Source organism: Rickettsia rhipicephali str. 3-7-female6-CWPP, assembly GCF_000284075.1.
GTDB lineage: Bacteria > Pseudomonadota > Alphaproteobacteria > Rickettsiales > Rickettsiaceae > Rickettsia > Rickettsia rickettsii.
This window is the reverse complement of sequence record NC_017042.1, coordinates 854,964-870,843: the sequence shown is the minus strand read 5'-3', so window position 1 is coordinate 870,843 and position 15,880 is coordinate 854,964. Positions and strand designations below refer to the sequence as shown.

Genomic DNA, 15,880 nt, shown 5'->3' with positions numbered 1-15,880 from the left:
ATTTAGTTATATGCTGCTTTTGTTAAGCTTGATTTTTTTTCGTCTTTTATTTTTGTGGCAAATCCTTTGCCTTTAGTGTTAGGCTTAAATTTTGCTGCGAATGTATTAGATTTTGCTTGTTGTTTTTCTACAGTTTTATCTTTCTTTTCTTTTATTTCTACTTTTGGCGTTTCTTGGTTTAAATTATTTTGTGCTTGTTTTAAAAGATCTTGTTCTTTAGCTTTATCAATATTATTATTTACATTATTTAAATTTTCTTCCCTTTCTTTAGATTTTTCTGTCTCAGCTTTTTGTCTTGCTTGTTGTTTTGCTGTTACTAATTCATCAATATTTTCAGGAGGCGGTGAGATATATTTAGCTATACTACTAGTTAAGTTTTCACATGATTTCTGAAGATTGCGTAAAGGTTTTTGAGTAAGTTTATAAGTTCCGGCAGTGACTAGCCCTCCGGCCAAAATACCTGCTCCTAGAATGACAGCTTTAGTAGTAAGGGCTGTGCCGGTGACCAATAACACAGGCATTGCTACGAAAGGTGTAGCTGCTACTGCAAGACCCGCTACTACGGCAAGTCCTACTAAAAATTTTTTACTTGCTAAAAAATTTGTTACGCGGCTAATTCCTGATATAGTACTTTTAGCAAGTTTTGTACAAAGCTGTCCTACTCCGGTTTTCAGAAACCAACCGCTTTTCTCTCTTGCATGAATTTTATCTTGTAATTTAGCATGTTCGTTAACATTGACAGATGTTTTTTTACCGTCTTTATCTTGATGATCTAAATTCCCTTTAGCCTCACCTTTAGTATCATGCATCTTTGTAGCATTGTTGATTTCTGCTTTATCAAAATCTGCTCCTTCTTTATTAATTCCAGCTAGATTTGCTGCTTTTAGATTCGCTTGTTTTAGATTTGCTTCTTTAACTATAGCCTCAGCTGCTTCCACTGCTTGCATATCGGCATTTTCCAACACTGCTTTAGTGAAATTGGCTTTAGTAAGATCGGCACGCTGCATAATTGCATTTTTAAAGTTAGCTTCCTTAGCATTAATATTTTTAGCAATAGCATCCGAAATATTTAATCCTTCGGCTTCTGCTTTTTTTAAAGTAGCATTACTTAACTTAGCAAATTGTGCAGTTGCATTAGTAAGCGTAGCGTTTGTAAGATCGGCATATTCAAGATTTGCTTTATCAAGCTGTGCTTTTGTTAAATCAGCGTTCTTAAGTTTAACACGCTGCATTATAGCTTCTCTTAAGTCAGCTTCTTTTAAAGATAGTATATTTTCAAATTCAGCATCGCTAAAATAGGCATTTCTTGCAGTTATGCCTTGCATGTTACATTGCTCTTTAAATTTTGCTTCTAATGCATGTGTTTTATTCATAAAAACATTTTCAAGATCAGTGGAAACGATATTTGCTTGATCTAGAAGTGCATTATTTAAAACTACCCCCTGCATTTGAACTCTTTGCATATCTGCATAAGCAAGCGATATACCGGTAAGATTAGAATTTTTCCATTCTGAATCTTTAATAATTAACTTTTCGGCATCGGCATTAACCATCATAACCGCATTAAATTTGCTATTTGTTACCTCTACTTCAGATAAATCTACTTTAGGCATGTAAGCTCTCGACATATCACTATTTTCAATTTTGCTCTTTTTAAGATCAGCAAAAAGAAATCCTGCGTTACGAGCTGTAACATTTTGAAAAATGGCATTTTGTAAATTAGCTCCTTCAAAATTAGTAAAATCTAAATTACAATTTGAGATTTTGATATTCTCTAAGTTGGCTGAAGCAAATAATGTATTCTTCAGGTTAAGATTAGTAAGAATTTTACCTGATAAATTAGTCGCTGAAAGATCAGGAACTATATTTAAATCTTCTGAAAGATTTTTTTGCTTTCTAACAAATTCGGTAAGAGATAATTTTGTATTGGATTGTTTTGCTGCTTCAGCTAAATATAGATCAAATTCTGCAGAAGTTAATTTTATATATTCTTTCGGTATATCTCGCTCTTTTGCAGTCGAACCTATAATATATGATGGGTCTAGTTTTATTTGTATTTCTTCGTCTTTTAACTGCTCAAAAATACCATCTAAACCCTTACCGCAGAACATTCTAAGATTATCTAAAGCATATACTTCAGTTTCTAATTTGTTTACTTCATGCTGTAACTTGTTGATTTTTTCTAGTTCGTTTTGTCGGTTTCTAGCAATAGTTTCTGCACTATTCCAAAAAGCATTTAAAAGATTGGTAGCAATCCCAGGATTATCTAAATTTTGCTTTAGAGTTTCTAACTCTTCTTGCTTAGTCTTTAGCTCTTTTGATTTGATTTCCCATAAAGTTTTTTCGTCTTCTCCAGCCAAAATATATTTCTTTTTCTTCGTAGCTTCATCTATTACTATTTCTTTGATATGTTCTTTTTCTAAATCTTTATCTATATATTGATTTAATCTTTCAAGATCTGAAAAAGATAGTTTTATATCTCGTATTTTATCTTTAAGATTGGGGATTTTATAGTTATCATAATCTTTATAATTAAAATCTGTATAATGAAGATTTGCTCCTCTAAAGTCGGTACCGATAAATGTACAATCATTAAATTTTACATTTGTTAAATCTGAATCACATAATATGGTATTTGTTAAGTCACAATTATTAAATACGGTATCTGTTAGTATTGTACCTTGGAAATTAGCATTGGCTAAATCTGCGTTAATTTCCATATTTTCTAAACTAGTAATGATAATTTTATCATTATCTTCAGCGAAATATTTATTTTTGATAAAATCATTTAGCAAGACACTAGGGTTATCTTTTATATAACCAAGGTAATCGTTTAGGTCTTTTTCTTCACATTTATATATATTAAGATTTGTCATATGTGTTCTATATTATTAGTTAAAATACATTAATAATAACACATTACTAATTATTTTTCCAATATTTTATTATTTATTTCTTTATAATCTCCGGGTTTTAGATTATCTATTGTAAAACTACCATATTGAATCCTAATTAATTTGTTAACTTTTAGTCCAAAATACTCGAATATTCTTCTAATTTCACGATTTTTTCCTTCAAATAAAACTACTTCAAACCAAGAATTACTCTTATTTTGCTTAAGTAATTTTATCGAATGAGGGTTATAAAATATCCCGTCAATTTCTAAATTTTTATAATTGCTTTTTAGTAGAATATCAGACTTCCCATACGCCCTAACATGATATACTCGCTTTAACCTACTTGAGGGGAGCTCAAACTGACGAGCTAAATCACCGCTATTAGTTAGTAATAACAAACCTTCGCTATTTAAATCCAGCCTACCTATTGAAATAACATGAGGTAAACCGGTTAGCTGTTCAAACACCGTTTTACGAGATAAAGGATCTTTATGAGTGGTAATTAAACCAACAGGTTTGTAATAAATCCAAAGCCTTGGTTTGTGTATATTATTGATTAATGTGCCTGATACTTCAATTTGATTACTAATATCAACATTTGTAGCCGGTGATAAAATTGTAATGCCGTCTACTTTTACCTGTCCTTCAACTATCAGCTTTTCAGCATCACGCCTAGAACAAACTCCTGCATTACTAATTATTTTAGCTAATCTATGCATTTTTAAATGTAGTAAATTTCAATAGACCTCTTCCCAAGCGTCGCTTCTAGAGGTAATTTATACGTCGATCCGGTACTCGCATCTTCACGTATTTCTATATATGCTGTGGTGCTGTGTTCCGTGTCTCCTTTAAATTCCTCTCTATAAGCTGGTTTGGGCAGAGGTCTAATAAGAATATATAAAAATACCCTTAAAAAGCAATATTAATAATTTTACATAAATTATTAATATAATTATACTATACCGCTACATATGTTTTAACAAAATTATACGAATGTTAATTTTACTTATCAAAACTTTTTATTCTTTAAAATTCTTATCTTCTTTTTTTAGCTGATTTTCTTTTTAGCAAAAATTAAGTCCTTTGCTTTAATCTAAACTTCATTAAATTATGCAAAAACTTATTGGTTTAATACTGTTAATTTCAGGTACTTGTGATAGCACTACCCATGGTATTAGCAAAATTAGGTATAATACCTAGTATAATATTGATGTTTATAATTTGGTTTATAATGTATTATACTTCTTTAATTAACCTAGAGCTTAATCTTTAAGCGGGTAAAGGCTTAACACTTGGGCATTGGGAAAATATTTTTCAGGACATACTGCTCAAATCATCGGTACGGTAAGCCTTAAGCTCCTTTCATATGCTTTACTTGCAGTATTTATATACGGAGGCTCTTCAATATTACAGAAGTTATTAGCTTTAAAAGTATAACTTATATAGGAGCATGGTGTATTATTATTAATATTCTAATATTATTATTACCTCTAAAGTTAGTAGATTATATAAATCGGGTACTATTTAATCGGATTGCTTATAATAATTGCAATTTTAGTTATTGGACTTGGTTCTATGATTCAGTGGGATAATTTACCGTTATTCTCACCAAATTATAAAGAAATATCTATATATGGGGTGTAAGTAACTCCGGTAGTTTTTACTTCATTTGGTTTCCAAGTAATCTTCCATATCTTAACTAATTATTGTAATAAAAATGCTAAAGACGGCGTTTTTATTTGGAAGCTTAATTCCTGCAATAGTATATATAATTTGGACTTGTAGTATTCTTATTGTAGCACATCATAATAATCCGACATTTTATCAACAAATGATTACCAGTAATATAGAAGTCGGAGATTTAATTAAGTAATATAGCAAAATGGCCGTCCGTACAATTATTAGTTTAGATAATTTCAGCTCTTGCTATCGTTACATCAATACTCGGAGTAGGAGTAGGGCTATGTGATGCCCTTAAAACTATGTTTATGAATTCGATACCGAATGTAGTAATGCGTAATATGACCGCTTCTATTGTTACTATATTACCAGCTTATATTGTAGCAGTAGTAGTACCTAATGCTTTTATTACAATTTTAGGATTTGCTGGTATGATTCTTGTAATTATTGCAATTTTATTACCGGTTTATCTGTTATATAAAGCAAAGATAAATAATTTATTATCTTGAATTACAAAAACAATATCTAATTATTATATGCGTAATTGTCGAAATGCTTATAATGGGCTATGAACTTGTTAATATAGTAACTAAATAATAAGGCTATTTATTATTTATAAATATACTAGTAATTTTGAAAAATAGGAATTTTGTAAATATAAATATTATGATAATAGGAAATAATATAGAAACAATCAAACATGTAGGAAATAACGGACAAATATCCCTGGGGAAGAAATATGCATGAAAACAGATACAAGTTTTAACCTTAAGTGACGGTACTATAAAATAATAAAGCCAGGTAAGTTCATTCCTGATAATGAGATGTGGCTTTATAGGAACAATAATAACGAGATGCTTGATAAAGCAATAGGATGGACAGAAAAAAATAAAAGATAAACATCGTCATTGCGAGGAAGGTACGCGAAGTAACTGACGAAGCAATCTTGGGAAAATGCCTGAGATTGCCACGCTCACTAACGTTCGCTCGCAATGACGATTTGGTATCCACGCAATAATGACGTAAAGCAATTCTGATTTAATTAGAGTTAAAAGTTCTTGTCTCCAAATTACCAAATTTAGAAAATTGACTATCATAATAAAGCGGAACATTTCCAACTGGTCCGTTACGATGTTTTGCAACAATTATATCGGCAATATTATATACTTTGTTGAGCTTATCTAACCATTCGGCATGTTTAGCATCGCCTGCTGCTGGTTCTTTTCTAGTTAAATAATATTCTTCACGATAAATAAACATTACTATATCAGCATCCTGTTCTATAGTTCCCGATTCTCGCAGATCGGATAGTATAGGTTTTTTATCCTCACGTAGTTCTACCGCTCTTGAAAGCTGAGATAACGCAATAACCGGAATATTTAACTCTTTTGCTATTGCTTTTAAACCTTGGGTTATTTCTGAAATCTCGCTAACTCTATTTTCAGATTTACTTACTCCTCTAATTAATTGTAAATAATCAATAAATAATATACCGAGATTATGCTTGCGTTTCATTCTTCTAGCTCTTGTTCTTATAGCGGAAATAGATAGAGCAGGGGTATCATCGATAAAAAATTGTAATTCCGATAAAGTATTTGCTTCCTTACGAAGACGGTTATATTTTTCTTCACCTAGAATCCCCGTACGAAGAGAAGTAGAATCAATTTCTGCACACATTGAAAGTAGACGTGTGGTTAGCTGTTCTGAGGACATTTCTAAAGAGAAAAAACCTACTGACTGAATTTCTTGATTATCTCTAATATTTTTAAAACGCATATTATTACAGGCATTAAGTGCAAGATTTATAGCAAATGCCGTTTTACCCATCGACGGACGTCCTGCAAGAATTATAAGATCGGAATTATGAAAGCCGCATAATTTATTATCTAGATCAATCAAACCGGTAGATATACCAATTACATGATCATTATTTTTCATAGCCCTATTAATACTAGCTAGTGACTCTGAAATAGATATACCGATTTTGGTAAAACTTTTTTCATTCAAGCCTTCGCTAGCTAAATCGTAAAGTTTAGCTTCGGCATGTTCAATCTGTTCCTTTGCTTCAACTTCTAATGAAGAATTATAGGCATTATTTACTACTTCTTCACCGATATTTATTAAATTACGCTTTATTGCTAAATCATATATTATTTTACCATAATCAACCGGATTTATTACCATCATTGACATAGTTATCAATTTTGCTAAATACTCCGCTCCTTCTACTTCTTGAAATAGTTCATATTGAGTTAACATACTACGTAAAGTAATAGGTGTAGCTGTCAGCCCTTTTTCAGTAATTTTCTCAATTGCCTTATAGATTTTTTGATGAATAGGTTCAAAAAAATGTTCATCACGTAAAAATTCTGATACGTAATTTAGTAATTCGTTATTGGTTAAAATCGCCCCAAGTAGCATTTGCTCTGCTTGAATATTTGAAGGTAAAACCCTTGGTATAGGTAAATTATCTTCGTTATCAGCTAATATATTATTTGTTTCGTTATTTATTTTATTACGTGCCATTGTTGTTTGTTAAATTATTATATGGTTTGAAAAAAGAATCCCTTTATGTCATTCCCACGAGGTATTGTTTCGTGGATACCGAGTCGTCATTGCAAGCAGCCGTAGGCTGCGTGGCAATCTAGGAGAATGATAAAAAAATTCTGTAAATCAGAATTTTTACTGGATTGCTTCGTCAATTACTTATGTAATTTCCGCGCAATGACGTTAAAACCGATCCACACAACAAAGCCCAAAACAGAACGTTTTACATTATTCATTCTTTGCTTCATTTCTACGTTCAGCGATTAATTTATCTACTAAACTTTCTTCCGGTGAAAAATATTTATTAATGATATTACGGGCTTTTTTAAATGCAAGTTTTAATAGTAAAGTTGATACTTTATTGCTCATAACTATCCCAGCGTTTAATTAAATTAGTTTCGATATCGAAAAAATCTAAAACTCTAGTAATAGAATGATTCACTATATCATCTATACTTACAGGGTTATTATAAAAAGCCGGCACGGGCGGCGATATAATGCCGCCGTAACTCGCTACTTTTAACATATTTTCTAAATGTCCGATATGCAAAGGAGTTTCACGGGTCATTAAAATAAGTTTTCTTCTGTCTTTAAGTATAACACCTGCCGCTCTACTAATTAAATTATCTTCCATTGAGTGAGCAATACTTGCTAAGGTCTTCATACTACAAGGGGCTATTATCATGCCTGAAGTTTTAAAAGAGCCGCTTGAAATAGTAGCACCTAAATCTTTATAGTCATAATAATAATTAGCCAGTAGCTTAACTTCATTTATAGAATATTTAGTTTCGAGCTTTATAGTAAGAGCTGCTCCCTCTGAAATAACCAAATGAGTTTCGATATTTTGTTGCTTTAGTACTTCAAGCAAACGAATACCGTATATTGCTCCTGAAGCTCCAGAAATTGCTATAACAATTTTTGTTTCTTTATTCATCTAGGTTTCTATAATTTATCAGTTTAGTATATAATAAAAAAAAAATTATAAAATACATTATATATGCGAATAGCAAAAATATTATTACCGGTAGCAAAATTATTTCCGCTAGATTATTTAATACCTGAAGATTTAGAGCTAAACATAGGTGATCTTGTTGTAGTGCCTTTTAGAAATAAGGAATTAACCGGCATAGTATGGAAGCTTGTTTCAAATTCCGAGGCAAAAAAAATAAAAACTATTAGAGCGAAAGTACCGTTAAATTTAAATATTACTTCAGAAGTTTTAGAATTAATTAAATGGATGAGTAGCTACTATATGTCAGAGTTTGGGAGCATAGCCAAGTTAGTATTACCTATAGATATTGCTGAAAAACCGATTAAAGTTAAAGAACAGAAAGTCAATAATAACGTTGTGCTACCTGATTTATCAGAAGAGCAGAAACAAGCAGTAACAATTTTAAATGAAAGTAATAAGCCAACACTTGTTAAAGGTGTTACGGGATCAGGTAAAACAGAAATATATTTTCATCTAATAGCAGATTACTTAACAAAAGGCAAACAAGTGCTTGTTATGTTGCCTGAAATTGCTTTAAGTACACAAATTATTAATCGTTTTATAGAGCGATTCGGTTTTGAGCCTATCATATGGAACTCAAGCGTTACCAAAGCTCACAAGAAAATGATTTTAAGAGGTATATTAAGCGATAAAGTTAAAGTAGTAATTGGGGCTAGAAGTAGTTTGTTTTTACCTTTTAAAAATCTCGGTTTAATAGTTATAGATGAGGAGCATGACGATTCCTATAAACAAGATGACGGTATATTATATAATGCTAGGGATACGGCTATCGTAAGAGGTATATTTGATAAAGCACAAATTGTTTTGTGTTCGGCAACACCGTCTATTGAAACGATACATAATATAGAAATGGATAAATATCAATTGGTTACATTGGTTAATAGATACAAAAATGTCGATGTGCCAAATATAGAAATAATCGACATGACTAAAGAAAAGCTATCTAAGAATTCCTATTTATCCAAGATTCTTATAGAAGCTATCAAAGGTAATTTAGATAATAAAAAGCAAGTCTTATTATTTCTTAATAGGCGTGGTTATGCTCCGCTCATGCTATGCAAAGCTTGCGGTCACAGATTTACCTGTAAATTCTGCTCTTCTTGGATGGTAGTACATAAAGCGACTAAAAAACTTGAATGTCACCATTGCGGTTATCAAAGTAAAATTTTTAGTTCTTGTCCGGAATGTCTAGAGGATGAAACATTAACTATCTGTGGTCCAGGTATAGAGAGAATAGAGGAAGAAGCAAAAGCACTTTTTCCTGGGAGTAAAATTGCGGTGATAAGTAAAGATCATGCTAAAAGCCCAGAAAAAATAGCACAACTTCTACATCAAATGGAAAATTTAGAAATTGATATTTTAATAGGTACACAAATAATAACAAAAGGTTATCACTTTCCGAATCTTACTTTAGTTGGAGTAATAGATGCCGATCTTGGAAGCAATAATGCCGATCTTAGAGCATCTGAGCGAACTTTTCAGCTACTACATCAAGTAGGTGGTAGAGCGGGTAGAGGAGATAGTAAAGGTGTAGTATATTTACAAAGCTATTATCCTGATAATACAATTTTTAGTTATGTTAAAGCCGGTGATGAAGATAGTTTTTTTGCAAATGAACTTGAAATAAGAAAATCAGCAAATATGCCGCCATTTTCCAAAACAGCATCGGTAATTTTATCAGGTTCCAGTGAGGCTAAAATTCTAGAAATTGCTAGGGATATGGTCCGAATTGCACCAAAAGCAAACGTGAAAATTTTAGGACCAGCAAGCTCATTAATGTCAAAGCTTGCTGGTAAATATCGTTACCGGATACTTATTATAGCCGATAAGAAATTTAATTTGCAGCAATATTTAAAATTTTGGCTAAGCCTTATAAAAATTCCTTCTTTTTGCCATCTAAAAATAGATATCGATCCTAAAAGTTTTTATTAGCTTCTATATCTTTCTCCTTTATTCTTCGACGGTGGAACATTAGATGAATGAGGCGAAGGATTGGTAAGAGCTTTTTGTATTTCTGCTATAGCCTTTTTAGTATCTTGAGTAGAATTTTTTATAGCATCTTTATAAAAAGCAGCTTTAGCTTTATCTCCGGTAAAAGAATATTTTATAAAATTACCAATATTTTTCCAAATAGGATTATTATCCATTTTTGTAGTTTCTTCACACCATTTACCTATCTCTTTCAGTTTTGCTTCAACTTTAGCTATAGTAGCTGGATTATGTTTATTATCATCATAAATCTGAATAATATTATTTACTTTTTCTTTAAATTCAAGGTGTTTTCTACTTTGTTTCAAATGAGTTACTATATCATCATTATTTACTAATTCTCTAAGATTATCAATTATATCAGATAATTTAGGTGGTTCAGGTAATTTATAATGTTGATTGATTTTTTCAAATTTATCTTTGTGTGGATGATTCTTTATTAGATCATCTTCTATAAAGGAAACAAACTCTTTTTGAGGTACTCCTACTTGTTTTATTAGCCGTCCTAATGATTGTTCATAAGCTTTAATAGTAACATCAAGACGCTTCCCTGCCATAGAACCGCTTAATTCTATATAGCGGCTAAATTCCGGAATCAAAGCATCTTTGGTATCAATATTATGATCTTGAAAAAATTGCTCTATTTTCTCTTTTACGGTTAAATTAGATTGTTTTTTAGGTGTTTCTTCCGGTACTTTTGTTTGTTTCGGAGCCGGTTTTGAAAAAATAATAGGCTTTTGGGTTTCAACTTGCGGAGATGGGGTGTCGACAAATATATCATCATCAAGTGCTTGGGCATGTGTAGTGAAGTCAGTCTGTTTTTTATGTGCCTTGTTCCATGCCTTTATTTGCTCAGAAGTAGGTTTTGGAGGAACAGCCGGTTTTGTATTTTTTGGTGAGTTATTTGACATATTTTTTGATTTTTGTTCCCACTCTTGTATTCTATCTTTTACTGATTTTGGAATATTATCTTGTGCCATATTAAGCTCCTATGTTTATTTACATAATTAAACAGTTTGCTTAAATTTTTTATAAATTGCAAGCAAAATTTCTTTTTGTAATGCAATATTTTTACTATAAGATAGTTAGGTTATATATTTTATACATTAGAATCCAAGTTATTAACTAAAATGAGATATGAATTTTATGTACCCCCATATTAGACTTAGAAGAAATAGAAAAGCTTTTTGGCTTAGAGCGTTAATATCCGAAAGTAATTTATCGGTTAGTGATTTAGTGTTGCCTTTATTTGTTGTTGAAGGACATAATGAAAGGCAAGAAATTAAAACTATGCCTGGTATATATCGTTTATCGATTGATCAAATAGTAGAAACGGCAAAAGAAGCAGCAGAGCTTGGTATTAATGTTATTGCATTATTTCCGAGTATTGATCAAAGTCTAAAAAGTGAAAATGCCGATGAGGCTTATAATTTAGATAATTTAATATGTAGAACTATTAGAAGCATCAAAAACGCTAATATCGATATTGGTGTAATATGCGATGTAGCACTTGATCCTTATACTACACATGGTCATGACGGTATTATGCATAATGGGGAAGTTGATAATGATAGATCAGTAAGAGCTTTGTGTAATCAAGCATTAGTGCTAGCAAAAGCTGGAGTAGATATTGTTGCACCTTCCGATATGATGGATGGAAGAATCGGGGCTATAAGGGAATATCTTGACAAAAAGGGATTTATAAATGTTGGAATTCTTGCTTATGCCGCTAAATATGCTTCAAGTTTTTACGGTCCGTTTCGCGATGCTGTTAAGAGTAATAAAAAGAATTATTTAGATAAATCAAGCTATCAAATGGATGTACGTAATATTAAGGAAGCAATGCTTGAGATTGAGCATGATATAGCAGAGGGAGCTGATATGGTAATGGTGAAGCCTGGTATGTCGTTTTTGGATGTTATTCGTGAAGCGGCAAAAAATTTTAATGCTAAAATTTTTGCATATCAGGTTAGTGGAGAATATGCAATGTTAAAATTTGCATCAGAAGCAGGGGCAATTGATTGGGAGAGAGCTTTGATGGAGTCATTAATTAGTTTTAAACGTGCCGGTGCCACAGGTATATTTACCTATGCCGCTCTTGAAGTAGCTGAAATATTAAAGAACAATAAAATTAAGTAGAAACCGGCTTCTGTCCTTGATATAAAATAAATAATATGTTTTATAATTATATCAAAATTATCAATTTGATGTAAATCATTATAAAGAGGCGAAGATGATGCAAAATAAGAAATCAGTATTTAAAGGTTGGAATTTTTTAAAGCCTAAAGGAGGCGGAGCTAATGAGGCAGGAGAGCATGGCGGAGTATATCAAAGCTTAGACGGTAAAATTACGGCGATGATAAAAAAAGAGGCTTCAAGCTCAAAAAATATAGCCGAGTTTTTAGGATCTCAAATTTTTGAAGCTATAAGTCCTGGAAATGGAGCAAAGGTTAATTTAATTGCTCCTGATGATTTTAATAAATCTAAAGCCGTTGATTCGCAAATATATGTCAAATCTGAATTTTTTGAGAATTATAGTAGCGATATGTATGTGGACATGGATAAACATATGTCTGCTAAAACTAAACCGAGTTCTTGGTTTAGAAAGGACGGCGGTAGACCACTTTTTATGGGGGCTAGAAATAAATTATTTAGAACCTTAGAAAATGCTTTTAAGGAAATTAAGTATCAGAACTTTGAAAACATTATGCCGGCAAGTTTATTGATCGGCGATTTTGATATACATGTTGGAAATATAGGAGTTATCAGAGATCAAAAAAATCCAAAAAGTTTACCTAAATTAGTAAGAATTGATTTTGCTGGTAGTTTTGATAATTTAACAAATAATATATATCCGCATTCAAGAGCTAAACATTTGCCTGGATTTGGTCCCACTAACCATTTTAGAGAATTTCCTTCTAATTTAAGAACAAAAAATCCTAATTTTGCCGATAGCTTACTTGCCGTTTCTAAAATTGATTTAAGCAAAACTATTGATAAAAGTTTTGATGAATTAACTAAATACTATAGTAATGAAGCAATTGCAGAATTTGCAAAACAAGCGATGCCAAAGCAATTTAATAATAAACAATCTAAAGAAATAACGCCTGAAGAAATTAAGGCTAGTTTAATAGATACAATGAAAAAAAGGCAAGAATCCTTAAAGGAATACGGCTTAGAAATTAAACTAAATAGTTTAATTTCTAAAAAATATAGTTTTCCTTATTACGAAGTGAAAGAGCAAGGATTAAAAACATTAATGAAAGAGTATCCTAATTATTTTGAGAAAATTCTTAATTATGAAGAAAGAAAAAAAGGAGGACAAAAACTTAAATTAAGAAATAAAATTACTACTAATTTTGCAAGAATTTTAGAAATCCTTGGTATTAGAGATAGTGCGAAAAAACATTTAATAAAGACAATAAAAAGTTTAAATGAAGATATTAAAGATGAAAGAAGTGTAGCTGGTTCTTCTGATAAAATAAAGAAAGAACCAAGACAAAAATCGGTAAAGACAAATATATATGCAAACAGAGAATATGTAGTAGATGCTCTAGAAAAATTTAAGAAAGAAGTTGGAACGGATGATATTGTTAGTGTTATTCCAAGTCAATTAGGTCTAGCTAAAAAAGCTAAACAAAAAGACCAAGATTTATTAAAATTAGATGAAGAAAATCTAAAACATATAAAGAATCTAAAAGAAAAGCTTAGGAAGCCTACTAAAACTACTGCAGCTAGTGTTGTTAATAAAAAGTCTACACTGGCTAAAACGAGATAATAAATGAACCAAGCAACAAGAAGCCTACAACTAAGTAATTAATCAGTAAAAGCCCATATTGCATCGGCAGCTTAATTATCTCAATCTTTTTAGAAAAATACATGGCTTTTACTACTTTAAGATAATAAAACGCAGCAACTATGCTGGTAAAAATACCACAATAAGCTAATGCGAATTCTTCTTGATTAATTGCTTGGTAAAAAAGGTAATATTTACCGAAAAATCCTGTAAGAGGAGGGATTCCAATCATTGAAAACATAACTATGCTAATTACGGCAGCTATAGTTTTATGGTGCTCTGCAATTCCTTGTATAGTTTTAAAACTAGCTTTATCGGCGTCTTTACCGAGCAGTATAATTAAGCAAGTAAAAAATCCTATACTCCCTACCGCATATATTAGAATATATAGTAGAGCTGCTTTATATCCTTCTTGATTATGCAGAAGAACGCCGATTAATACATAACCGATATTTAAAATAGTACTATAAGCCATTAATCTTTTTAGAGAAGTTTGACGAATGGCTCCAAAAGCTCCAAACAGCATAGATAATATAGCAATTATCTTTATTAAATTATAATTAATAGGGTAGTAATTACCTATAATTAATTTGCTGATATTTAATAAAACAATAACCATACCTATTTTTGAGGCAGCGGTGAAATAAGTAACCGAAGTAATCGGTGATCCTTCATATACGTCAGGGACCCAAAAATGGAGTGGAACACTTGAGAGTTTAAAGAAAATACTACTTAAAAATAGTACAATACCGATTATTAAACCAAGATTCATTCCGGAATTATCATTTAGTTTATATAAGATATCCTCAAATTGTAGGCTTCCGCCGAATCCGTATATAAAAGAAATACCGAATAATGATAAACAACTAACTAAACTACCTAAGATAAAATATTTTAAAGCACCTTCCGATGATTTCATATCATTTAATTTGAATCCTGCAAGTGCATATGAAGTTAAAGCAGTAAGCTCCATACCGCAGAATAATAATAGAAAATTCCGTGATGAAATTGCAACAAAAATACCTACGACCGATGATAACATTAAAGTAATAAATTCAAACTTTAATTCCTCAGCAACAAGAATAGAGTAATCACGGTATATAATCATGGAGATAATAGTGAATAGTAGTGCTATGCTTTTACTAATACCGATATTTATTCCGGTAGCAAATGAGTACCATACTCCTTCATAACTTGAGTACTTAAAGGTAAGAAAAATTGATAATATGCATAGTAAAATAATAATATTAGAAATAATTCTATTTTTATTTGGGATCATTACGGCAAAAAACTGCCCTAAAAGTGCTATTAAAGTCAAAGTTATTTCAGGAAGTAGCAGTAGCATATAAAACTAATATTATTTATGGAAATATAGATATTAGTAAATAAATCATTTTTTATCAACAAACTTATATATAATATTGAACTTTAATACTACCTCTAATTAAAATTATTTTCTTCGTAAAATTATATTATACAAAAAAAGCCTAACCATGATGAGATTGTACGTAGTGCATTTGAAAACCCTATAGTTGCTAAAGCCCTCTACAGCTTAGTTCTAATAATCCTTCTTTGTCCTTATTATTTAGCAGACTTCGTATCCTGTGCAAATATATTATTACCGGCTATTAAAATTCCTATGGCTAATATTTTAGATGTTCGTTTCATATTTTTATATTTCATAAAATACTCGAGATGAATTTAAAAAGTTAATAGATAAAATATTAGAATATAAAAACGTAATAATGAGTTCTAGACCTAATGCGGTTGTAGAAGAAATGCGTAACAGGTTTGCGCGGAAAGTAGACAATACAGGCTAGAGGGAATAGAGCAGCAATATGTACATAAAAATTTTGAGTATGATAAAGAGCTAGGAGTGCAATTAAAAAGCTTTTTGAATACTCATAGCCAAATAGAAAAGAAATATGTGAAGTTCCTATCAATACTGCATTAATATGT

Annotated in this window: 13 protein-coding genes and 2 pseudogenes; 7 read left to right on the top strand and 8 right to left on the bottom strand. The window is 31.0% G+C overall.

What is annotated here, in order from left to right; all coding sequences use genetic code 11:
- Nucleotides 1-2 precede the first annotated feature (2 nt).
- The 3 genes and pseudogenes from MCC_RS04750 to MCC_RS08220 all read right to left on the bottom strand — a co-directional run.
- Entirely contained in the window at nt 3-2,876 is a 2,874-nt protein-coding gene (locus MCC_RS04750; protein ID WP_014408767.1) for a pentapeptide repeat-containing protein, read from the bottom strand.
- A 50-nt stretch (nt 2,877-2,926) separates the two neighbouring features.
- Nucleotides 2,927-3,616, bottom strand: a complete 690-nt coding sequence (locus tag MCC_RS04745) for a pseudouridine synthase (protein ID WP_014365685.1) — start codon at nt 3,614-3,616, stop codon at nt 2,927-2,929.
- Nucleotides 3,617-3,633: 17 nt separating this feature from the next.
- A pseudogene (locus MCC_RS08220) lies at nt 3,634-3,786 on the bottom strand (palindromic element RPE1 domain-containing protein); the annotation flags it as partial.
- A 279-nt stretch (nt 3,787-4,065) separates the two neighbouring features.
- Here MCC_RS08220 and MCC_RS10455 point away from each other — a divergent pair.
- From MCC_RS10455 to MCC_RS08200, 4 genes and pseudogenes are all read left to right on the top strand, one after another.
- Nucleotides 4,066-4,170: a hypothetical protein gene (locus tag MCC_RS10455; RefSeq protein ID WP_231288778.1), complete on the top strand. Its 105-nt coding sequence runs from the start codon at nt 4,066-4,068 to the stop codon at nt 4,168-4,170.
- A 26-nt stretch (nt 4,171-4,196) separates the two neighbouring features.
- Nucleotides 4,197-4,334: a hypothetical protein gene (locus tag MCC_RS10450; protein WP_014408766.1), complete on the top strand. Its 138-nt coding sequence runs from the start codon at nt 4,197-4,199 to the stop codon at nt 4,332-4,334.
- A 503-nt stretch (nt 4,335-4,837) separates the two neighbouring features.
- Nucleotides 4,838-5,086: an aromatic amino acid transport family protein gene (locus tag MCC_RS04735; protein WP_231288777.1), complete on the top strand. Its 249-nt coding sequence runs from the start codon at nt 4,838-4,840 to the stop codon at nt 5,084-5,086.
- Nucleotides 5,087-5,243: 157 nt separating this feature from the next.
- Nucleotides 5,244-5,476, top strand: a pseudogene (locus MCC_RS08200) (hypothetical protein).
- Nucleotides 5,477-5,615: 139 nt separating this feature from the next.
- Here MCC_RS08200 and MCC_RS04730 read toward each other — a convergent pair.
- The 3 genes from MCC_RS04730 to MCC_RS04725 all read right to left on the bottom strand — a co-directional run bounded on the left by MCC_RS04730 (nt 5,616) and on the right by MCC_RS04725 (nt 8,058).
- Entirely contained in the window at nt 5,616-7,103 is a 1,488-nt protein-coding gene (locus tag MCC_RS04730; protein WP_014408765.1) for a replicative DNA helicase, read from the bottom strand.
- Between the two features lie 249 nt (nt 7,104-7,352).
- Nucleotides 7,353-7,493 (bottom strand): hypothetical protein, encoded by a 141-nt coding sequence (locus tag MCC_RS09555; RefSeq protein ID WP_014408764.1) that lies wholly within the window; start codon nt 7,491-7,493, stop codon nt 7,353-7,355.
- Nucleotides 7,483-8,058: a UbiX family flavin prenyltransferase gene (locus MCC_RS04725; RefSeq protein ID WP_014408763.1), complete on the bottom strand. Its 576-nt coding sequence runs from the start codon at nt 8,056-8,058 to the stop codon at nt 7,483-7,485. The genes MCC_RS09555 and MCC_RS04725 overlap by 11 nt, the downstream gene beginning before the upstream one ends.
- Nucleotides 8,059-8,121: 63 nt before the next feature.
- On the opposite strand from MCC_RS04725, the gene MCC_RS04720 reads away from it, so the two are divergent.
- Nucleotides 8,122-10,068, top strand: a complete 1,947-nt coding sequence (locus tag MCC_RS04720) for a primosomal protein N' (RefSeq protein ID WP_014408762.1) — start codon at nt 8,122-8,124, stop codon at nt 10,066-10,068.
- On the opposite strand, the gene MCC_RS04715 is transcribed toward MCC_RS04720, so the two are convergent.
- A complete protein-coding gene (locus MCC_RS04715) occupies nt 10,065-11,105 on the bottom strand; it encodes a hypothetical protein (RefSeq protein WP_014408761.1) in 1,041 nt (346 codons plus the stop codon). The genes MCC_RS04720 and MCC_RS04715 overlap by 4 nt on opposite strands.
- Nucleotides 11,106-11,271: 166 nt before the next feature.
- Between MCC_RS04715 and hemB the strand changes: the two genes are divergently transcribed.
- Both hemB and MCC_RS04705 read left to right on the top strand, forming a co-directional pair.
- Nucleotides 11,272-12,264 carry a porphobilinogen synthase gene (gene hemB, locus MCC_RS04710; RefSeq protein WP_014408760.1) on the top strand — a complete coding sequence of 331 codons (993 nt, stop codon included), beginning with the start codon at nt 11,272-11,274 and terminating at the stop codon, nt 12,262-12,264.
- Nucleotides 12,265-12,358: 94 nt separating this feature from the next.
- The gene (locus MCC_RS04705; protein WP_014408759.1) at nt 12,359-13,903 is read left to right on the top strand and encodes a hypothetical protein; all 1,545 of its coding nucleotides are present in this window, start codon (nt 12,359-12,361) and stop codon (nt 13,901-13,903) included.
- Here MCC_RS04705 and nuoN read toward each other — a convergent pair.
- Nucleotides 13,890-15,266 carry an NADH-quinone oxidoreductase subunit NuoN gene (nuoN, locus tag MCC_RS04700; protein WP_014408758.1) on the bottom strand — a complete coding sequence of 459 codons (1,377 nt, stop codon included), beginning with the start codon at nt 15,264-15,266 and terminating at the stop codon, nt 13,890-13,892. The two genes, MCC_RS04705 and nuoN, sit on opposite strands and share 14 nt — an antisense overlap.
- Nucleotides 15,267-15,880: the final 614 nt, after the last annotated feature.